The sequence below is a fragment of the Exiguobacterium sp. s39 genome (assembly GCF_018618925.1).
GTDB lineage: Bacteria > Bacillota > Bacilli > Exiguobacteriales > Exiguobacteriaceae > Exiguobacterium_A > Exiguobacterium_A abrahamii.
Genome location: NZ_JACSNA010000004.1, coordinates 94886 through 114629, shown reverse-complemented (window position 1 = coordinate 114629; position 19744 = coordinate 94886). Strand labels below are relative to the sequence as shown.

24 protein-coding genes and 1 riboswitch are annotated in these 19744 nt (G+C 43.6%); of the genes, 5 read left to right on the top strand and 19 right to left on the bottom strand.

Features of this window, described 5'->3' with window-relative positions:
• Nucleotides 1-104: 104 nt before the first annotated feature.
• Genes KNQ11_RS15055 through KNQ11_RS15045 form a run of 3 tightly spaced genes read right to left on the bottom strand, consistent with a single transcriptional unit; the run spans nucleotide 105 to nucleotide 1510 of the window.
• On the bottom strand, nucleotides 105-464 hold the full coding sequence (locus tag KNQ11_RS15055; RefSeq protein ID WP_050678267.1) for a hypothetical protein: 360 nt from the start codon (nucleotides 462-464) through the stop codon (nucleotides 105-107).
• Between the two features lie 29 nt (nucleotides 465-493).
• A complete protein-coding gene (locus KNQ11_RS15050) occupies nucleotides 494-979 on the bottom strand; it encodes a GNAT family N-acetyltransferase (protein ID WP_214772508.1) in 486 nt (161 codons plus the stop codon).
• A gap of 15 nt (nucleotides 980-994) precedes the next feature.
• A complete protein-coding gene (locus KNQ11_RS15045; RefSeq protein ID WP_214772506.1) occupies nucleotides 995-1510 on the bottom strand; it encodes a GNAT family N-acetyltransferase in 516 nt (171 codons plus the stop codon).
• 248 nt (nucleotides 1511-1758) lie between these two features.
• Here KNQ11_RS15045 and murB point away from each other — a divergent pair, with 248 nt between their 5' ends.
• A complete protein-coding gene (murB, locus tag KNQ11_RS15040; RefSeq protein WP_035398835.1) occupies nucleotides 1759-2670 on the top strand; it encodes a UDP-N-acetylmuramate dehydrogenase in 912 nt (303 codons plus the stop codon).
• A 55-nt stretch (nucleotides 2671-2725) separates the two neighbouring features.
• Here the strand turns inward: murB and KNQ11_RS15035 are convergent, their stop codons facing one another.
• Nucleotides 2726-3949, bottom strand: a complete 1224-nt coding sequence (locus tag KNQ11_RS15035; RefSeq protein ID WP_035398837.1) for an aminopeptidase — start codon at nucleotides 3947-3949, stop codon at nucleotides 2726-2728.
• Nucleotides 3950-4047: 98 nt separating this feature from the next.
• On the opposite strand from KNQ11_RS15035, the gene KNQ11_RS15030 reads away from it, so the two are divergent.
• A complete protein-coding gene (locus KNQ11_RS15030; protein WP_023467198.1) occupies nucleotides 4048-4467 on the top strand; it encodes a YkvA family protein in 420 nt (139 codons plus the stop codon).
• A 36-nt stretch (nucleotides 4468-4503) separates the two neighbouring features.
• On the opposite strand, the gene KNQ11_RS15025 is transcribed toward KNQ11_RS15030, so the two are convergent.
• A complete protein-coding gene (locus tag KNQ11_RS15025) occupies nucleotides 4504-5340 on the bottom strand; it encodes a formate/nitrite transporter family protein (RefSeq protein ID WP_214772504.1) in 837 nt (278 codons plus the stop codon).
• A 183-nt stretch (nucleotides 5341-5523) separates the two neighbouring features.
• Nucleotides 5524-6126, bottom strand: coding sequence for a hypothetical protein (locus KNQ11_RS15020; RefSeq protein ID WP_214772502.1), 603 nt, complete (start codon nucleotides 6124-6126; stop codon nucleotides 5524-5526).
• Nucleotides 6127-6262: 136 nt separating this feature from the next.
• On the opposite strand from KNQ11_RS15020, the gene KNQ11_RS15015 reads away from it, so the two are divergent.
• Nucleotides 6263-7129: a YitT family protein gene (locus KNQ11_RS15015; RefSeq protein WP_029340819.1), complete on the top strand. Its 867-nt coding sequence runs from the start codon at nucleotides 6263-6265 to the stop codon at nucleotides 7127-7129.
• Nucleotides 7130-7322: 193 nt separating this feature from the next.
• Nucleotides 7323-7961, top strand: coding sequence for a CHASE3 domain-containing protein (locus KNQ11_RS15010; RefSeq protein WP_214772500.1), 639 nt, complete (start codon nucleotides 7323-7325; stop codon nucleotides 7959-7961).
• A gap of 45 nt (nucleotides 7962-8006) precedes the next feature.
• Here KNQ11_RS15010 and KNQ11_RS15005 read toward each other — a convergent pair whose 3' ends face one another.
• The 7 genes from KNQ11_RS15005 to KNQ11_RS14975 form a co-directional block, all read right to left on the bottom strand.
• Nucleotides 8007-8375: an ArsR/SmtB family transcription factor gene (locus tag KNQ11_RS15005; protein ID WP_050678101.1), complete on the bottom strand. Its 369-nt coding sequence runs from the start codon at nucleotides 8373-8375 to the stop codon at nucleotides 8007-8009.
• A 55-nt stretch (nucleotides 8376-8430) separates the two neighbouring features.
• On the bottom strand, nucleotides 8431-8874 hold the full coding sequence (locus KNQ11_RS15000; RefSeq protein WP_353049205.1) for a hypothetical protein: 444 nt from the start codon (nucleotides 8872-8874) through the stop codon (nucleotides 8431-8433).
• An 11-nt stretch (nucleotides 8875-8885) separates the two neighbouring features.
• Nucleotides 8886-9524 carry a thiamine phosphate synthase gene (gene thiE, locus KNQ11_RS14995; protein ID WP_214772498.1) on the bottom strand — a complete coding sequence of 213 codons (639 nt, stop codon included), beginning with the start codon at nucleotides 9522-9524 and terminating at the stop codon, nucleotides 8886-8888.
• Nucleotides 9514-10281: a hydroxyethylthiazole kinase gene (gene thiM, locus KNQ11_RS14990; RefSeq protein WP_149426833.1), complete on the bottom strand. Its 768-nt coding sequence runs from the start codon at nucleotides 10279-10281 to the stop codon at nucleotides 9514-9516. The genes thiE and thiM overlap by 11 nt, the downstream gene beginning before the upstream one ends.
• Nucleotides 10262-11065, bottom strand: coding sequence for a bifunctional hydroxymethylpyrimidine kinase/phosphomethylpyrimidine kinase (gene thiD, locus KNQ11_RS14985; RefSeq protein WP_214772496.1), 804 nt, complete (start codon nucleotides 11063-11065; stop codon nucleotides 10262-10264). Before thiD ends, thiM begins: the two co-directional genes overlap by 20 nt.
• Before the next feature lie 115 nt (nucleotides 11066-11180).
• Nucleotides 11181-11291: riboswitch (TPP riboswitch) on the bottom strand.
• A gap of 63 nt (nucleotides 11292-11354) precedes the next feature.
• Nucleotides 11355-12632 (bottom strand): murein hydrolase activator EnvC family protein, encoded by a 1278-nt coding sequence (locus tag KNQ11_RS14980; protein ID WP_149426831.1) that lies wholly within the window; start codon nucleotides 12630-12632, stop codon nucleotides 11355-11357.
• 203 nt (nucleotides 12633-12835) lie between these two features.
• On the bottom strand, nucleotides 12836-14287 hold the full coding sequence (locus KNQ11_RS14975) for a murein hydrolase activator EnvC family protein (RefSeq protein ID WP_214772494.1): 1452 nt from the start codon (nucleotides 14285-14287) through the stop codon (nucleotides 12836-12838).
• A 263-nt stretch (nucleotides 14288-14550) separates the two neighbouring features.
• On the opposite strand from KNQ11_RS14975, the gene KNQ11_RS14970 reads away from it, so the two are divergent.
• Nucleotides 14551-14961 carry a VOC family protein gene (locus KNQ11_RS14970; protein ID WP_149426829.1) on the top strand — a complete coding sequence of 137 codons (411 nt, stop codon included), beginning with the start codon at nucleotides 14551-14553 and terminating at the stop codon, nucleotides 14959-14961.
• Nucleotides 14962-15007: 46 nt separating this feature from the next.
• On the opposite strand, the gene KNQ11_RS14965 is transcribed toward KNQ11_RS14970, so the two are convergent.
• The 6 genes from KNQ11_RS14965 to KNQ11_RS14940 form a co-directional block, all read right to left on the bottom strand.
• Complete coding sequence (locus KNQ11_RS14965) at nucleotides 15008-15520, bottom strand: type 1 glutamine amidotransferase domain-containing protein (RefSeq protein ID WP_029340809.1); 513 nt, start codon at nucleotides 15518-15520, stop codon at nucleotides 15008-15010.
• Between the two features lie 26 nt (nucleotides 15521-15546).
• Nucleotides 15547-15720 carry a hypothetical protein gene (locus KNQ11_RS14960; protein WP_023467179.1) on the bottom strand — a complete coding sequence of 58 codons (174 nt, stop codon included), beginning with the start codon at nucleotides 15718-15720 and terminating at the stop codon, nucleotides 15547-15549.
• A gap of 32 nt (nucleotides 15721-15752) precedes the next feature.
• Nucleotides 15753-16187 (bottom strand): organic hydroperoxide resistance protein, encoded by a 435-nt coding sequence (locus tag KNQ11_RS14955; RefSeq protein ID WP_023467178.1) that lies wholly within the window; start codon nucleotides 16185-16187, stop codon nucleotides 15753-15755.
• A gap of 176 nt (nucleotides 16188-16363) precedes the next feature.
• The gene (locus tag KNQ11_RS14950; RefSeq protein ID WP_047395079.1) at nucleotides 16364-17701 is read right to left on the bottom strand and encodes a hemolysin family protein; all 1338 of its coding nucleotides are present in this window, start codon (nucleotides 17699-17701) and stop codon (nucleotides 16364-16366) included.
• A 192-nt stretch (nucleotides 17702-17893) separates the two neighbouring features.
• Complete coding sequence (locus KNQ11_RS14945; protein ID WP_214772492.1) at nucleotides 17894-18376, bottom strand: DUF456 domain-containing protein; 483 nt, start codon at nucleotides 18374-18376, stop codon at nucleotides 17894-17896.
• A 37-nt stretch (nucleotides 18377-18413) separates the two neighbouring features.
• Nucleotides 18414-19643: a DUF2254 domain-containing protein gene (locus tag KNQ11_RS14940; RefSeq protein ID WP_149426828.1), complete on the bottom strand. Its 1230-nt coding sequence runs from the start codon at nucleotides 19641-19643 to the stop codon at nucleotides 18414-18416.
• Nucleotides 19644-19744 lie beyond the last annotated feature (101 nt).

The following is a 19744-nucleotide window of genomic DNA, read 5'->3' as shown; positions in this document are numbered from 1 at the left end:
CGACCTCCTCATTCCAGTATCTCTTCGTAGTGTACGCAATATCCTACCGTCTTGAAAGCAAAAAATGGAGAATCTTCCGTCGTTTCAGGAAGATCCTCCATTTTTTATTTTTTACCGACTTTTAAATGAGCGTTTCGAAAGACGGCATCTTGTTTTCCTGTCTTTTCAACACTTGTTCCGACAGACCCCAGGTATTCGATTTCATCCTTTGGTTGAATGAACTCGTATGTGATGGCAGGTTCACCCCGAAGTCGAACGTGTATGATTTGTCGATGTCGTAAAGAGAATGATGCGCGCACTTCAAGAAAGGAGGAAGCTGATAAATCATGTTGCCGCTCTAAAATCGTCATCAACTCTTTTTCCGAGTCACGATAGTTTCCCTGCAATTGAGCATACGAAATACCGACTCCTAAAGATAGGATACCGATTAGACTAAGAGCGAAAATGACCAGCACTTTCTTCATGACTGATCCACCTCCGAAAAAAGTTCATTCTACTTATTCATCGGTTCATCCATCGTTGACGTGAAGTCTTTTTTCGAATCCTTTACGTGAAACTGCATGTCCACATGTGGAATATCATCTTCTAAATAAGGGTCGGATACGGTTTCGAAACCAAACGATCCGTAAAACCCTTCTAGGTGTGCTTGTGCCTGTAAGTAGATCGCAGCTTCTTTCTGCAAATGTACCATCGCTTTCTCCATCATTTGTCTCGCTAACCCAACCGATCGGTGATCACGATGAACAGCTACCCGTCCAATCGCTACTCCTTTTGTCGGATGATCATACATCCGAAGGCATCCGACGATTTGACCGCTCTCACTCCGTACGATTAGGTGTGTCGCTTGTTGATCTTGATCATCTAGCTCCGGATACGCGCACTCCTGCTCGACGACGAAGATATCCGTTCGTAATTTCAAAAGTGCATATAAGGTATCAGGTGTCATGTGATGAAAAGACTCGAATTCAAATTCGTACATAAAAAGCTCTCCTCTTTAGTTACGACAAAGTCGTGATAATTGTCCTGCGTAGATCGTGACGGGAATACCTCTAAAAATCGTATCTTTTTCCCAGTTCAGCCCGTTGGCACGAGCGACATTTTGCGAAGCACGATTATCGGGATGAATGATCGAGATGATTCGATCATGCCCTCGATTGAACGCCTCCATCATTAATCGTTTTGCTGCTTCGCGACCATAACCGACTTTCCAGTGCTTTGGTTCGAGCCAATAACCGACTTCTAACTCTTCTTTCCCATCCACTTCCTGCATCAATAATCCGGCAAAGCCAATCGGTTCATTCGTTTCTTTTATGAACAACAGTAAAAAACCAGTTTGTCGCTCATCCGAATATCGCTCCAACTGCCGTTCGAACCACTCTCGTGCCTCATCTTCACTTAAGGCAGTGCCTCCATTGATATAACGCATGACTTGCTCATTTTGGACAAGTGACTTATAAAAACTAAAATCCTCTTCTTCGAACGGTCGCATCCATAAACGTTCACTTTCCATCGTCATCGCCTCCTTCTATACTTCTCTTTTCCCGAGTTCTTTTCGCTTCATTCCTCTTCCTGATCCTGCTTTTCCTGTGACATTTTTCATTACTAATCGATGACATTCACTCCCTAGTGCTTGCAATTCCCGGCATAAGTCGGTATTTTGGGAACAGTATGTTGAACAACGACCGCACGATTAATGTTAAAATATATTTTGAGCGCATGAGCGCTGGGTAGGAATTCACGAAAAGGACTGAGACCATAATGACTGAACAAGTAATGACGGGACTGTATGAAGGCATTTCAAAAGAGTCCGTACTAATCAATGAACCTTTAAAATATCATACGTATACAAAAATGGGAGGAATCGCGGATTTATTCATCATCCCAACTTCTTATGAAGAAACAGCTTTTGTCGTCCGATATGCTTACGAACAAGGTATTCCCTTGACGTTGCTTGGAAACGGATCGAATCTTGTCGTACGTGATGGCGGCATTCGCGGCATTGTCCTCTCCTTTGAGAAGTTAACCGATATCTCGGTCGAAGGACATGAGCTCGTCGCTCAAAGTGGCGCAGCAATCATCGAAGCGTCTCGTGTAGCTTACGCGCATCAGCTCAGCGGTCTTGAATTCGCTTGTGGGATTCCAGGAACGATTGGTGGCGCATTGATCATGAATGCGGGAGCATACGGTGGTGAAGTCAAGGATTGTCTCCATAGCGCTACTGTATTGACACGACAAGGAGAACTATTGAACATTTCACATGATGAGCTCGAACTGGGATACCGGACGAGTTGCTTCTCAAAGAAAGAATACATCATCCTCGAAGGTCGATTTGCGTTAACAGAGGGTGACCCAGCATTGATCAAGGAAGTCATGGATGATTTGACGCATAAGCGAGAAACGAAACAACCACTCGAGTACCCTTCTTGTGGTAGCGTCTTTAAACGTCCAGAAGGCTATTTTGCAGGGAAGCTGATTCAAGATAGCAACTTACAGGGAACACGCATCGGTGGCGCTGAAGTGTCCAAGAAACACGCTGGTTTCATCGTCAACGTCGAGAATGCGTCAGCATCCGACTATATCGCGCTTATTCGTCATGTCCAAGAAACGGTTCAAGAAAAATTCGGTATCTTACTTGAGACAGAAGTGAAAATTATCGGTGAAGAAGCATAACAAGAATCTTACAAGAAAAGGTGAGTTCCGTATTCGGACTCACCTTTTTGTTCGTTTAGATTGACCAGTTTCCGTCACGCATGACTGATTCACGCGTTCCGTCTGCAAGTTCTCCTTCAATCGACAGATCCGCTGATCCAATCATGAAGTCGACATGCGTCATCGAGTCGTTCGCGCCTTGTGCTTCTAATTCTTCTGCTGAAAGGCTTGGACCATTTTCGAGACACGTCGAGTACGCACGACCAATCGCTAAGTGGCACGAAGCATTTTCATCAAACAATGTATTATAGAATAGGATACCCGAGTCAGAAATCGGCGAACGGTGCGGCACGAGCGCAACTTCTCCGAGATAACGTGCACCTTCATCAAGTGAAATCAAGTCATCTAATGCTTCTTGACCCTGTTTCGCTTCCGCTTTAACGATTTTTCCGTTCTCGAACCAGAGTGTGAACTCATCAATCAAGTTCCCACTATAGCTAAGCGGTTTTGTGCTCGAGACGTGTCCGTTGACACCTGTCTTTTTCGGTAACGTGAACACTTCTTCTGTCGGCAGATTCGCGATGAAATCAACACCATCTGCATTCGGACCACCGCCACCTAACCAAACATGACGTTCTGGTAATTCGATTGATAATTCTGTTCCTGGAGCTGTGTAGTGCAATGTTTTGTATTTCTTCTCTGTCAGGAATTTTGCTTTTGAACGCAGATTATGATCATGATCCGCCCATGCAGCGACCGGATCCGCTTGATCGGCACGTGTAGCCTTTAAAATAGCTGACCAGAGCTCTTCAACAGCATTCTCTGAATCAGGGAACACTTTCTTCGCCCAGCTTTCAGAAGGTGCTGCTACGACACACCAGCTGACATTGTCACTCATGACGAACTTCCGCCAATTAGCAAGAGCGACACCGGCTGCTTTATTCGCACGTGCGATTCGGCTCGAGTCCACGCCATTCAATAAATCTGGATCTTCACTGACGACCGATAAGAACGCTGTCTTTTCTTCTGCCAGTTGGTCGTAACGTGCTTTTAACCAATCCGGGAACGTATCAAACGACTCTTCCGGTGCATCGAAATAACGGATTTTCGTCATCTCATCATCTGACCACTGTACATATACTTGCGTAGCTCCTACTTCGTAGGCGACACGCGTGATTTCACGAACGAGCGGCAAATTTTCGATTCCTGCACGCACCTCGAGTTGTTGTCCTGGTTGTAGATTAATTCCCGTACGCACGGCTAAAGACGCGTATTGTTGTAATTCTGCTTGTGTCGGCATTATGTAATCCCCTTTCTTGTATCTTTATTTTCACGAAATAGTTGCAATTTTGCAAGAAATAAGGCGAAACTAGAAAGAGAAGAGAAGGAGGCATCACCATGGAATTCACACCCGGCGATTTTAAATCGGCTTATACGTATTTTCACCGACAGGCACTCGACCTCGTTGGTGATGAAAAAGCACAGCAAGAATTGTTAGTTCGAGCAGAAATCGGACTTGCGCACTTGACGCAAGATATCGCGTCTACAGAAAGCTCGGACATCGAACGCGAGGCAGAACTCGTCCTTTATTTTCAATTAAAACAACTGCTTGAAATGCTTCGTGCTCTCTATCAGAAAAAATTCGAAATGCATGCGGAGCAGGAACAATTGTTATTGACGGCCGTTCTGTACTTCACGTCTCCTGTTGACGCCTTACCGGACGATAACGTCCTCGGGCTCTTCGATGATGCACAAATCGTCGAGACGATTTACGAAGAACTGGCTGCAGACGTCGATCGCTTTCAACATATGGAATGAATGAAAAAAGCAGCTGTCGCGACAGCTGCTTTTTGATTATGCATTTTGTTTCGAAGCAATATGAACAGTTGTCGTGGATTGACGTGATTCATCTACTTCTAATTTTTCTTTATTCAGCCACGTATAGATCATTCCCATGAAGACTGCTCCACCAATGATGTTCCCAGCTAAAGCTGGCAACAGGTTATGCATCGCTCCGGCAAATGTGATCGTATCCGGATGTGGTACGACTAACGCAATGGAGAACAATGCCATATTGGCGATGACGTGATCAAATCCAGAAGCAAAGAATACTGCGACGAGTACCATCATCATCATGATCTGCGCCAACTCATTCTTCATGTTCTTTGGAATGAAAATCGCTAAACAGACCATCCAGTTACAGAAGATAGCTCGTGTGAAGATTTCCCACGTCGTATGGTGGATCTTCGTTTCTGAGACAGAAAATAACCAGTTGTTCATACCAAGCTCTTGGATGATTCCTGTTTGAGAAAAGAGTAGCGCAAACGCTAATCCTCCAAGTCCATTTCCAATCAGACAGATCAACCAGACCTTCATCGTATCCATCTTCGTCGTATAGCCGCGCATCGTCGCCGTCGTGAAATACATCGTATTTCCTGTGAACAGCTCTGCCCCACCGTAAACGATCAGGACGAGTGCCACTCCGAAGGTCAGTCCACCGACAAGTGTCGCAACAGGTGACTCCGCCATATATAGACCGTTAATTGCTTTTAAGGTAAAAATAATTGCAAATCCAATGAAAATTCCTGCTAGCATGGCACGAACTAAGTACTCGAGAGGACGCATTTGTAGCATGCGCGTCGACTTGATTGCTTTATTCCGTAATCCTTCTAATGCTTCTACCTCGTTCATCGTAGAAACCTCTCTTTCTTTTGTTCAACACTTCACAATGTTTGTTCATTTATTATCATACTTCCATCTTAAAAGATGTTCAAGTATTGAATAGACCTGTTTTATCGTTTTTATAAAAGAACGAGATGTAAACGATATCATTGTGTCGAGATTGTGAAAAATGCCTTTTCTTGCTTTATACAACTAATTAGTTTGAATTCGTAGTCGTGATGCGAAGCGTTCAAAGAACGTGTTTCGCCTTGATGCATCGAGCACATAACCATCAATGACAACCCGATTAAAGCGTCTAGAAGATGAAGTAGCTCGTTCGATATCGGTCGGAGTGTAGGCGTCGAATGTTTTCCGGTCCATCGTAAAATCTGCACCTGAATACGGATCCGTGTAGTGAATTTCAAGATCGGTTAAATCAGGAATCGTTGAAAATAAAACAAGCGTATGATGCATCAGAACTTTAGATAACCGAGCCTTCAAAAAATCCTGATTCACTTGTAGTGTTCCGGTATCGGTACCAATCCAAGCTTGTCGCTCTTTTCCTGTCACTTCATAGGCAAGACGTAACGATTCTCCTTCGACATCTACCTGTTTTAATTCTGATGAGAACGGAAGTTGTTCGGCTAATTGACGAACCGCTACCGTATTCATCATCGAGGCACCTACTTGTCTCGCTACAAGATCACCAGCATGCCAAATGGATGATTGATTTTTTTCATTGGGTTGTTCGAAAAGACGAATCCCAACTAGTATTCCTAAGCAGATACAACCAAGAATCCATAACATTTTCTTCATTTTCATCACCTTCCTAAAAAAACGTACCCTTTTTCATCTTTTTTCATAAGAAGGGTTGAAATTTTATGCATATGAGCGTACTCTTGCATGCAGATACTCACAGAAGGAGGAGCATGAGGTCACTCATCATATTGCCATGACTACAACACACCCACAGAAAAAGAGAGTTGAAAAAATCAGTTTCTTAATCATTGGTACGTTGCTGTATTCCCTTTACATCAGCCTACTACTATCTCCAAATGATATCGGATCAGGCGGTATCATGGGGATCACGCTCATTATTCAAGAGCTCTTCCACACGCCAATTGGATTAACGCAATTGCTCTTAAACATTCCCCTCTTCCTTTTAGGTTTCCGTTTCCTACGCAAACGATTCATGTTCTTATCTGGAATTATCGTCATTGCTTCTTCCTTTTTAATTGACTGGATTCCGACTCAAATCGTTCCGGAATCTTTAAACGATCCACTCGTCGCTTCCATCTTTGCTGGTCTAGTCTCTGGTCTTGCAATGGCATTGATCTTCTTCGGTGGTGCTTCAACTGGAGGGCTTGATATTCTCGGAAAGTTTTTCTTTGCTCGTTTTCATAACTGGCCACTTCCTCGTATATTTCTGATGCAAGATCTTGTCATCTACATCCTTGTATGGTGGGTATTTGATCTTAAACACGTTATGTATGCTCTCATCATGAGCTTTGTTCGTGCCAAAGCCCTTCAGACGGTTTACAGTTTCTATTCTGCTTCTAAGCAATGTATCATCATTTGTGAGAAAGCAGATGAAATCAATGAAGTCATTACAAAAGAACTCGGTCGTGGTGTCACGATTCTCGATGCACGTGGAGGATATTCCAACCGAACGAAAAAAATGGTATATGTCGTCGTTCAAAATAATGAAATCGTCCGTTTGCAAGAAATCGTCTCTTCTGTCGAACCGAATGCATTCGTTACATTTTCGGAAATCCACACTGTCTTCGGCAATTACAAGGAACATTCGTATTCGTTTTAACACCAAGCGCAGCTTAGCTGTGCTTTTTTCATCTTCTTAAAACAGCTTCTCGTATTGCATCATCTTTCCTGCTTTTTTATGAGTATTATTCACTTTTTCAGTCATTATCCCTATTCAAAAAATAGACAGGCTTCACTTTTTTTACGATAGTAGTTAAGCTTATGACATGTCTTTTATTTAAAGGAATGATTGCATGCACTCTCTTTGGCGTCAGCGTATTCTGCTGATTTTCTTGGTCAGCTTATTCGCCTCTATCCCGATCATCTATGCGTTATCCGGTTATCGGACGATTGCAACGATGACCGAGCAAATGAAGGATCATGATATACCGTTAATCAATCAGGTAGATCAGTTGGTCGAACACAATCGAGATCGTGCTAATGCGGTTCGTGGTCTCTTATTGTATGAAGATAATCGTTATATCGAACAATATTACTTTTCAACGTCTAAAATCCATGATTTGCGCAATAGTCTGAACCAATCGTCGACTACTCCAGGGACGATTAAAGATCTTCTTCGTCGCAACAATGTCTGGGAGTCCGAGATTGAACGCGTGTTTGTTGTCTATGAACGTCAAAGTCCAACAGCCGCAAAACGTCTTGCTAGACAGTCGACTCAGACGACTCAAACGATTCTCGAAGACTTATCCCGTGTGAAAGATGATTTGTATAAAACGCTTCAAGCCAAATTACAACAATCAGATACTTTAATCGCTACATATAAATGGATGTGTCTTGGTCTCTCCATCCTGTCCTTTTTATTGATTAGTGCCACGGTCTTTTTCTTCCACCACTTCGCTCCAAAAGGATCAGAACAATCGTCTTTAGAATAAACGAAAAGCGCAGCTAAAGCTGCGCTTTTCGTTTATTCTAAAGACTCATTCAGGCATTGCTTTTCCCTCTTGTACATGTTCCATCGCCATATGTACAAGCGATGACACATGATGGTCATCCAAGGAATAATAGACGACTTTACCGTCTTTTCGAAACTTGACGAGTCCTTGTTTCAACAAAGATCGAAGATGATGCGACGCTGTCGCGATCGAACAGTCGACAGAGGCCGAGACATCACAAACGCATAGTTCTTCTTCGATCGTCAGCGCATAAACGATTCGCAGTCGTGTCGCATCCGAAAGAATCTTAAATAGCTTTCCGATTTCAAGCGTCGGAATCGTATCAACGATATGTCCGATTTCAGACGCACGTTGTTCATCAATCGCAATCGTTTCACAACGGGGAATGTCCATGTCCGTCACCTCGTTTCTACTTATATTGCACCATGAGAAACGGGACATTGCAAGTTCAGCGCATTCGTCTGCGAATGAGCCAAAACACGAACCATCCTCCTACGTAATCTCCAATATCCCAGACAATTCGATTTTGATCGACAGCGCGTACGCCGATGTCAATGACTTTCGTGCTTTCTAATCGATTCGTATAACGTTGACGAAGTCGCGTCGGAATCGGTAGATGAAGAAGTGCCCGGTAATAAATATCTAAATGAGTATGTCCCCAAATTTCCGTCGCAATCGAGCTCGTTTTAATATACAACGGACGTTTGTAGCGTCTTTCATACTTTTCTTTCAATAAAAGGGCCATCTCATAAGATATACGATTAGGATGTGGAAATAAGACTTTTCCTAGATGGTAGATCCCCTGATTATCGACTCGAATGATTTGTGGTTCTAACCGATATCGAATCCAATAGCCGCGAAAACGGATCGTCTGCCATTTCAATACAATCACCTCTGAACGGATTATACCCTGTTCTGAAGTGATTGATGCCATTCACGCACAGCATCTGTCATTTGCTGCGCAGCGAGTTGCCGATCTTCTTTAGCAAAAATTTCTGAGATGACGGCATACCCTTCTAGCGGGATAGGCAGAGAAGAGACATTCGTTGCTGTGATTCCACCAATACCGATTAGGGGTAATCGTACAGCTTCCCGAATCGCCTGAAGCATCGTATGCGACATGGAATCAGCGTCCGCTTTGGATGACGTCGTAAATAGAGACCCCACGCCTAAATAAGATGCTCCGTCTCGTTCTGCTTCAATCGCTTGTGCAACGGTTGCTACCGACACACCAATCACGGCATCTGGTAAAAGGCGACGTGCTGCGGTTAAAGGAATGTCTTCTTGTCCGATATGCAAACCAGCTCCGACGAGTAACGCGATATCGATCCGATCATTGATGATCAAAGGAATGTCGTGCCGATCCGTGAGTGCTTTCAACCGAACTGCCTGATCAAAGAATTCCTTTCCTTGCGCTGTTTTTTCCCGTAATTGCACGATCGTTGCACCACCTAAAATGGCTTCCTCAACGACCGTCTCGATCGCGACTTCAGGATGGTACCGACGATCCGTCACTGCATAGATGGAGTAATCAATTGACACGTTCTGTCACCTCCACAAGATCTTGTACCGTCATGAGGCTGATGGCATTGAACAACTCTCGTTTAAAATCACCAAGACCTTGCGCGGAGGCTGCTTGTTCTCCTGCTTTTCCCATGACGAATGTTCCGTGAACAGCCGCCTCAAACGCTGTATATCCTGCACCGAGGAAGCTCGCAATCAAGGAGGCCGTCATGCAGCCCGTACCCGTGATATCTCCTAGACGAGGTGTTCCTACATGTAATTCCATTTCGCGCGTTCCATCCGTGATATAGTCGTTCGGACCTGTCACGACGAGGACAGATTTGTGTTTGCGAGCGAATGCACGAATGCTTTCTCGATCCATCATTGTATCTCCCGCAGCATCGACTCCCTTAGTTCGCCCATCTTCCCCAAGTAACGTCTTGATTTCAGAAGCATTTCCTTTAATGACCGTACACCCGAGATCAATGAGTTCTTTAGAAAAGGCAGTACGTAATGTCGTTGCCCCTGCTCCAACTGGATCAAGAACGATCGGGACATTCAAACGTCCCGCTTCACGTGCTGCGAGTCGTTGAGCTGCTTGCATGTCTGCATCGATCGTACCAATGTTTAAGACAAGAGCTTGTGCGAGTCTAACCATCTCTTCTACTTCACGAATGTCTTCCGCCATGACGGGTGATGCTCCAACAGCGAGTGTGACGTTTGCGCAGTCGTTGATCGTAACCGTGTTCGTCAGATGGTGAATGAGTGGTTTGTGTTCAAGAATGGTCGTAAACATGTGTATCCCTCCAAAGTGAGTGAAAATGATGTGTCGGTCCAATACCTTGTCCGAGAGCAAATCCATGACGAATTGCCTCCGTGACATAGTTTTTCGCCTGTCGTACACTATCTTGTAAATCTTCTCCAAGCGCCATCCGTGCTGCAATCGCTGCAGATAAGGTACAACCAGTTCCATGAGTATGTTGATTGTCTAACCGTTCCGATGTGAAACGGTGTTCCACTTCCCCATCAAACAATAAATCCGTTGCAGCTCCTGAGAGATGTCCACCTTTTAGTAATACTGCCCCTGTCTGTGTAGCCAATTGATGCATCGCCAGTTGCATTTCCTCTAGATTGGTCACTGATTGTCCTGTTAACCGCTCCGCTTCCGGTAAATTCGGTGTAACGAGTGTCGCAAGCGGCAGAAGTTCTGAAATCAATGCTTGTTCAGCTTCCGTCCGCAACAGGGCATGACCACCTTTAGCGACCATGACGGGATCTAATATGATAGGAACTGTCTGTTTGCGGAGATGTCTAGCAATGACTCGAATCGTCTGCGCATTCGAGACCATCCCGATTTTGATCGCATCGACACGAATGTCTGAAAAAATCGACGTTAACTGGGCATCTACGATTTCTGGGGATAACTCTTCCACCGCTTGAACACCCAACGTATTTTGCGCCGTGACGGCTGTCAGGACGCTCATTCCATAAACCCCTAAAGCCGAAAAGGTTTTTAAATCTGCTTGAATCCCAGCTCCACCACCGGAGTCGGATCCTGCAATCGTCAGTACATGTTTCATGTTCTTTTCACCTTCCCATCGAGCAATGTAAGGGAGTCGTGACCGACAAAAAAAGCGTCGACCGCTGTAAAAAAGCAGTCGACGCTATACGAAAGCGTTATATACGCATTCCGGTATCCGTTCGGCTCAACTTTCCTACGCTGGTATTATCCAGTTCAGGTAATAGGGTCGAAAACAGATTGGTTTTCCTCTCAGCCGGATTCCTCCAGCTCCCCTAGTTGCTCAAGTATTCGTTTCGCCTTTACTGTAGCATAGAGAAGAAAAAAAAACGAGCCGAAGCCCGTTTTGATTACAGATATGCTAATGGATTGACTGCATTTAGAGGAGAAGAGGCACTGTATTGATAGCCTCCGACATGTAGTTCGAAATGTAAGTGTGGTCCTGTTGAATTCCCTGTACTACCAAGTGTCCCGACTTGCTGACCTTGAGAGACCGTTTGTCCTGCACGAACCGATAATGAACTCATATGTGCGTAGACAGTCGTGTACACTTGTCCATCGAGGAAGTGAGAAATCATGACATGATTGCCGTAAGGTCCACCACCTGATGCTGTAATGACCGTTCCAGCTGCTGCAGCGACGATTGGAGATCCGACCGAACCACTGAAATCAACACCGTTGTGGAACGTATAACCGTTCGCGCCGCTTGCTGGTCCGAATCCTTGTGACACTCCACCAGAAGACGGTCGAACGAATTTCCCTCCACTCGAAACAACCGGCGGGGCAACAGAATCAGTTGATTCTGAACTCTTACCTGCTTGTTTTGCTGCTTGAGCATTCGCTTTAGCGGCTTTTTCGGCTGCCGCTTTCTCCGCTGCTGCTTTTTCAGCCGCTGCTTTAGCAGCTGCCTTCGCTGCCGCAATTGCACGTTCTTGCGCTTCGAGAGTCGCTTGAAGTTCTTTTGCGTCTAACAGTTCTGTCGTGAACTTCGTCTTCCCTTTTCGTAATTTCTTCAGCGTGGCACTACGTTCTTTCATTTGAAGCTTTAACGCTTTCTTTTGTTCAAGCAATACTTTCTTTTCTTGCATTTGCTCCGCTTTTTTCTCAACGAGCGCTTGTTTTGCTTCTCCTAATTTTTGTTGCGTTGCGATGTAATCCGAAATCATTTTATCGTCTTGCTCAGCGATTTTTTTCCCCGCCATGACACGGCTGAATAAATCACCTAAATCCTTCGATCCAAAAATGACTTCTTCCCATTTAATCGAATTTCCATCGTTCTCTTGGAAAACACGCAAACGATCACCGAGTAGTTCTTCCTGTTTCTGTAACATTTCTTCGTAACGGACGATGTCTGCCTTTAACTCATCGATTCGAACGTTCAACTGTTCGATTTGTTTATTTTTTTCAGAGACTTGGAAAATCTTTTCGTTGATTGCTGCGTCAATTTGATTGATTTGACGTTGCTCTTTTGAGATTTTAGCTTCTTGTTTTTTGATCGCTTTTTCAAGTTTACGTTGTTCAGCGGCATTTTCAGCTTTTTTTTCTTTAATGGTCGCTGCTGCGATCGGTTGTGTTCCTGTTATAAGTAATGCTCCTAAAACAATGGTAGAAATTAGTTTTTTTAGCATATATCGTTTTCCTCACTTATGTTTTTTTCATATTTTATTATAGTATTCAAGTTTCTCTCATATCTGAAATAGATTATAGCACCGTAATCGTTTCAAAAAAATTTCATTTACATTTCAAATGAAAACGGTTTTTTGTAATATACGATTTGTTTTTTGAAAATGACAAAAAAAAGAACCGTTGCATACGCAACGATTCTTTACGATTAAAGCATCGACAATGGATTGACTGAGTTAGCTGGACCAGTTGCACTATAGCTGTATCCACCAACGTGAATTTCGAAGTGGAGGTGTGGTCCTGTTGAATTTCCTGTACTACCTAACGCGCCAATTTGTTGACCTTGGCTGACACGTTGACCAGCACGGGCATTGAGTGAACTCATGTGAGCATATACTGTCGTATATGTCTTCCCGTTCAATTGGTGAGCGATCATGACATGATTTCCGTAAGGTCCGCCACCTGATGCTGTAATGACTGTACCTGTTGCAGCTGCCACGATCGGCGTACCGACTGGACCACCAAAGTCAATTCCGTTATGGAACGTATATCCGTTCTCTCCGCCTGCAGAACCATAACCTTGTGTAACAGTTCCAGCAGTTGGATGAATGAACAGACCACCTGATGATGGTGCTGGTTTTGGTGCAGCTGGTTTTGGTGCAGCTGGTGCTGGAGCAGGCGCAGCTGGTGCTGGTGTAGATGGTTTTGGTGCTGATTGTTTCGTCGAACCAGAAGGTTTTTCCGATTGTGCCGCTTTCTCTTGTGCTGCTTGCTGAGCTGCTGCTTCTTTAGCAGCTTGCTCTTCTGCTGCTTTTTGTGCTGCTGCTTGCGCTGCTTCAGCCTCTGCTCGTGCTTTCGCTTCACGTGCCGCTTGAGCTTGACGCTCTTTTTCGAGTCGAGCTTCACGTTCACGTGCTGCTTTTTCAGCAGCAATCGCTTTTTCTTGCGCAATCAGAATTTGTTGGACTTCTTTTGCATCCATCAATTGTGTTTCGAACTTTTCTTTTTTCTTACGTAGTTCTTTTAAGCGTTTATTCCGCTCTTTTAATTGTGATTCAAGGTCCGCTTGTTGACGTTTTAATTCTTTTTTCTCAACTACCAACTGCGCTTTCTTTTCTTTTACTTCTTGCTGCGCATCCGCTAATTGCTTTTGCGTATTCTGGTAATCCGTGATCATTTTATCATCTTGTTTTGAAATGGATTTCCCTGCCATGACACGGCTTACGAGATCACCAACGTTTTTAGCACCAAAGATGACTTCTTCCCATTTAATTGAGTTTCCATCATTCTCTTGCATGACACGAAGACGATCACCGAGTAGTTTTTCTTGGCGTTTTAGTTTCGCTTTATATTTCTCGATTTCTTTTCCAAGTTCAACGATTTCACGTTCTGTTGCTTTGATTTGACGATCCTTTGTTTCGACAGCAAAGATTTTTTCGTTCAACGCTTCGTCTAGTCGATTGACTTCTTGTTGTGTTTTAGAGATTTTTTGACCTTCTTGATTAACAGAAGACTCTAAGTTTTTTTGCTTTTTAGCATTGTCTTGTTGCTGTTGTTCGTTTTTGGCTTTCTGTTCACTTAAATCGTCAGCTGCTGCAAAATGAGGTGCTGATGAAAGAACCAGTGCGGAAACGATGAGCGACGCGAACGTTTTTTTCATGTAGTATTCCCTCTTTTTCTGTAGTGTATGTTTTATGATTTATCGTAGAGTATTTAAGTTAAATTTAAATTCTGTAATAGTTTTTCTTTTTTATAAGAACGTTTTTGATTATAGCATTCATTCCTCTTCCATAATATTTCAGTGATATTTCATTTTAAATAAATCTTTCCTCTTCTATGTAATAGAAACATTTGGAAGGTAACTCATCGTTGCAACTTTGGAGTGTTTTTGGGAAACTGAAGCGAACAGAAGGAGGATATCATATGAAATTAGACCACACTGGAATTGCCGTTCGCGACATGCAGGAAGCCATTTCATTTTATACAAACGTACTTGGAGGAATTTTAACAAAAGAGTACTCGAATCCTGCGCCTGGTGTCGCTTCCAATATTGCGGTCATCGAGTTCGATGATGCGCACATCGAGTTGTTAACGCCAACAAGTCCGGATAGTCCGATCGCTCGTTTTTTGAAACAACGTGGGAAAGGTGTCCACCACATTGCTTATCGTGTAGAGAATTTAGATCAAGCGATTGAAGAAGCAAAACAACAAGGCTTAACATTTTTAGAAGATACGTATCGAACGACGCCATTCGGACGACGATTGATTTATATGAATCCTCGTCATTCACACGGCGTCATTACGGAACTCTGTGATTATCCAGAAAATCTATAAAAAATCAGCACTGCGTTATCGCAGTGCTGATTTTTGTTCTATACCATTAGCCAAGTTTTGCAACGATTTCCCGATTGAATGCAGGAATATCATCTGGTTGACGACTTGAGACGAAATTATCGTCAACGACGACTTCTTCATCTGCAAAGTCCACACCAGCATTTTCTAAATCGATTCGAATCGATTTATAACCTGTCATTTTTCTTCCTTTGACGATTTTTGCATTAATCATCAATTGTGGTCCATGGCAGATCGAGAAAATCGGTTTTTTCGACATATCGAATTCTTCGACGAATGAGACGAAACGCTCATCTTCTCGAAGTAAATCTGGTGAAAATCCGCCTGGAATCAGGAGAGCATCGTAGTCTGCTGCTGAAGTCTCATCAATCGAGAGATCAACATTTACTTTTGCCTCTTCCTGTTTGCCGACGAGTTCTGCACCTTTCTTAGCACCAATGACCGTGATCTCGTGCCCTGCTTCTTTTAATGCATCAACCGGTCCTGTGAATTCTACATCTTCAAAATGATCGGCGAGTACGACTGCTACTTTTTTAGACATGTGATTCATCCCCCAAGTTGTTTGATTTAAATCGGATCTTCTCCGCGATCTCGTGGAGAAACCGTATCATCTGGCATTTCGTCTTTTCCTTTTAGGATTTCCTTTTGTTGCTCCTCTGTCAGTTTCCGTTCTTTATCCGACAGACGATCCCGTTCATCTTCAAACTCTTCATTTGGACGATCGGTTTCTTTCGGTGCCATGGAAAACCCTCCTTATGATTCGTCGATTATGCTTATAGTGAATCGACGACTTTAACAGAAAGATCGACATCAATGTTGCCACGTGTCGCTTTCGAGTACGGGCAGAAATTGTGTGTCTTCTCTAGTAAATCTTCGGCTTCTTCTTGCGATACGCCGACGACCTCGACGACGAGTTTCGCTGCAATTTTTACACCGTTATCCGCTTCGTCCTGTAAGAGGCTGACTTCTGAATTCGTCCGCGTCTCGACTCGTTTTTTTGCTTGGCGCGCCATCAAATTATAGGCACCATCAAAACAAGCGGCATATCCTGCTGCGAATAACTGTTCCGGGTTTGATGTCGGAATGTCTTCTTTGCCTTTTGTTCCTGGCATGACTAAATCGAGATTGATGACGTTATCGTCTGAAGCGACTTTCCCGTCGCGACCACCGACTGCAGATGCACGTGAAGTAAGAATGACGTTTGACATAATAAAAAACCCCTTTTCCTGTTGAATTAAAAAATGCTTTTTTGCCACATAGACAGTAATACCCGTCAGTGAGGGAGATAAACACAAGAGGTGTCTATCACCTTAGCTGATTCATTTTTTTAGTAGACAAAAAAAGACGATGAACTCGAAGTCCATCGTCTTGCACATTCTATTTCTTATCCGATCTCTTCTGTTGCAGTTTCTTCTCGATCAGGCAATTGAAGATAAATTGATTTGACTTGATGATTATCGACTTCCATGACTTTGATCGTGTATTCCTGATAGCGGAATTCTTGGCCACTCGACACTTCCGTATCCTGTGCCATGACCCAGCCACCAATCGTATCGATGTCTTCTTCTTCGATTCCTAGGTTAAAGCGTTCATTTAGGTCATCAATCAAGACACGGCCTGAGATCCGGTATAATCGCTCATGAATTTGTTCGATATCTGCTTTCTCATCCTTATCGAATTCATCTCGGATTTCTCCAACGATTTCTTCCAATATGTCTTCCATCGTAATCACACCGGCTGTACCACCATACTCATCAATGACGAGTGCCATTGGCGTCCGTTCCACCTGCATTTTCAACATAGCGTCTTGAAGCGGTGAATACTCGGATACAATCGGCAAGTTGTGGATGTAATAGCTTAATGCTTTTCCTTTGTTAGCCATATGATCCGTAAATAATTGTTTTGCATTGATGAAGCCAAGGATTTTATCCTTATCTCCTTCTTCCGCTACTGGGTAACGTGTGAACTGATACTCTTCAACGAGACGAATGATGTCCTCCATCGATGCATCGTTCGAGATCGTGATTAAGTCCGTCCGCGGTAACATGATATCTTTCGCGATCCGCTCATCGAACGAGAAGATGTTCTGCATGTAGGAAAGCTCAGTCTGGTTGATTTCTCCACTCTTATAACTCTGTGTCATGATGATTTTAATCTCTTCTTCAGAATGGACTTCTTCGTGTCCCGCTGGCTCGACGCCAAACAACCGAAGAATGATTCGTGCTGAACCGTTCAATGTCCAGATGAAAGGTTTCATGATTTTACCGAACCAATATAGTGGTGGCGCGAGTAACATCGTGATCGCTTCCGTTTTTTGAATCGCTAAAGATTTTGGAGCAAGTTCTCCAAGCACGACATGAAGAAACGTTACAATCGAGAATGCAAGAACGAACGAAATGATCGTCGAGACGGAGTTCGGAATGTCAATCTCTTCGAACAACATACCGAGAATCGCACCTACCGTTGATTCTCCTAACCACCCGAGACCAAGCGCTGTCACGGTAATTCCAAGTTGACAGGCCGATAAATAATAATCCAAATTCTCAAGTAGCCTCTTCGCCACTTTCGCAGTCTTGCTTCCTTCTGTAATCAACTGATCGATTCGAGACATTCGCATTTTGACGACCGAAAATTCGGCAGCTACAAAAAAAGCGGTTAAGACGATGAGTAGTGCAATGACGAGTAGCCGAATGATGATCGTCGTCGTGTCGAATGTCTCCATTGAGTGTGTACTGTCCAATCGTTTCCCCGAAGAAAGGGGATTCACCTCCATTAATATAAAGCCAGATGCCGAGGCATCTGGTGGTTTACAGCAAAAAGAAGCTTCAGACTTTCAAAGCTTCCCTACTTTTTCATATTCATACTATAACGGAACTTTCATAAAATGTGTACTTGAAGACATCATTTCAGACCGTCAGACGACATAGAGAATAAAGATTACGATCATGAGTAACATCGCGATTCCCTTTAACAAGGCACTTGATAAGATACCAAGGACTGTTCCGATCCCAACTGAAACCGAGGTTTGCCACGTCTTTTTACTAATGATTTTTTCCGTCAAGATGGCAAAGACAAACGGGAAAATTAATAATCCGATACCCGGCAAAATAAATGGTCCCGCAATCAATCCGACTGTCGTTGCAACCTTAGCCGCTTGTGAGCCTCCCCGTCGATCGACGGTGTAGGCGCTAACGAGATAATCGAGTGTAAATAAGAGAATGATGAAAATCGCTTGAATCACCCAAAAACTAATCGATAGTTCAGAGAACCCAAATCCGAATCCATAAATCAAAAAACCAACTACTAAAATCGGCGCACTTGGGATGATCGGATACACGAGACCTGCAAAAGCGACTAGAAAACAGACGACGATCAGACTCCATAACAAGATTGTCACTTTCTATTCCTCCCTTCTTTTGATTCTCTTGCCCTTTTTACGTCGAAGGGGAGACAAAAGTTTCATTCAACGCCCGATGGATTTGATTTTGTAAAAAATCACGATCCCAGTCGTTCATTGTTTCAAAACGTACTTCCGAACAGATGTATGGAATGAACCGTTGAATCGTTTCATAGTGAGCTGGTAAGGCTTGCCGCTTCATCGTTCCAAGCGACTCAAGCATCGTCGCGAGAACTGAAATATCTTCTGCTCCGTAATGTCGTAGTTGATAAAACGTCGTGTATAACAATTGTTGGTAAGTTTCCCTGACGACGATGTGTTGCTGGTCCTTTCCAACAACTAGCACACCATCTGGTATTACGGCATACTGTCGCATTAAGTCACCAATAATCCGAACCGCATGTCTCGCTGTATTCGGATCATTGATTCCTGGAGAAATCGCACGTAAAGCAACTTCACTTAATTTTTCAAGAACAAATGCAAAATCCTGTTCTGAAGATTTCGTCGGTCCAATCAAGATACTTTCATTGATATCCCGGCAAGTTGCCCGTCCGATGGCTTCTCCCTCTGTTACGAATGAGCCGACCGTTCGATCAATATACACGCGGTCTTTCTGATCAAAAACATCATAATCGACTGCTTGAATATATCCGGTTCGAGTTGCCTGAATAAGATGTGGATAATTTGTCGTCATCTTTCTTTCAGTAATCTTTTGTTCTCCTGATCCTAGATGTTCGACTTGTCGTTTCAATAATTCGTTCCCTTCTTCGTGTAATCGATCGAGTAATGTCGTCACGCGAATCGACTGACTGACGATATGAATGAATGCGACGAATGCCACGATCGATATCAACACGACGAGAACGGCTACTGTCGAAGCGACGACGCTCGTCTTCAACGCCGGACGAAGAAAAAAGAGCATCGTCATCGAGTAACTGACCGCTCCAATGAATATGCCGAAAATGTGTTGCACTTGCCGATTCTCGATGAAGTTAGGCAATGTCCGTGGTGAGAATTGTGATGAATAGGTCGTCAATACGACAAGAATGGTTGAGAATGTGAACGTCATCATGGCGAGCAGTCCGGTAAAGACAGAACTATGGATTGTCTGCGCTAAGCCAAGCGTCGTTTGCCAGTCTTTTGGAAACCAGTTTGATATATACACATCTAACCACGTCACGATTCCCGTCAAACCAATCCCAATGAGACCATATAACAATGGCCACCACCAATTGATTTCTCGAGACAGGACTTTCAGCTTCTTCAAAATAAAATTCCTCCTTTTTATAGCACTATATTGATTGAATTCCTGATTTAGAGCGCTTTAAAACCCATCTGACTGACTGACTTTGAGCAATATGTTTGGTC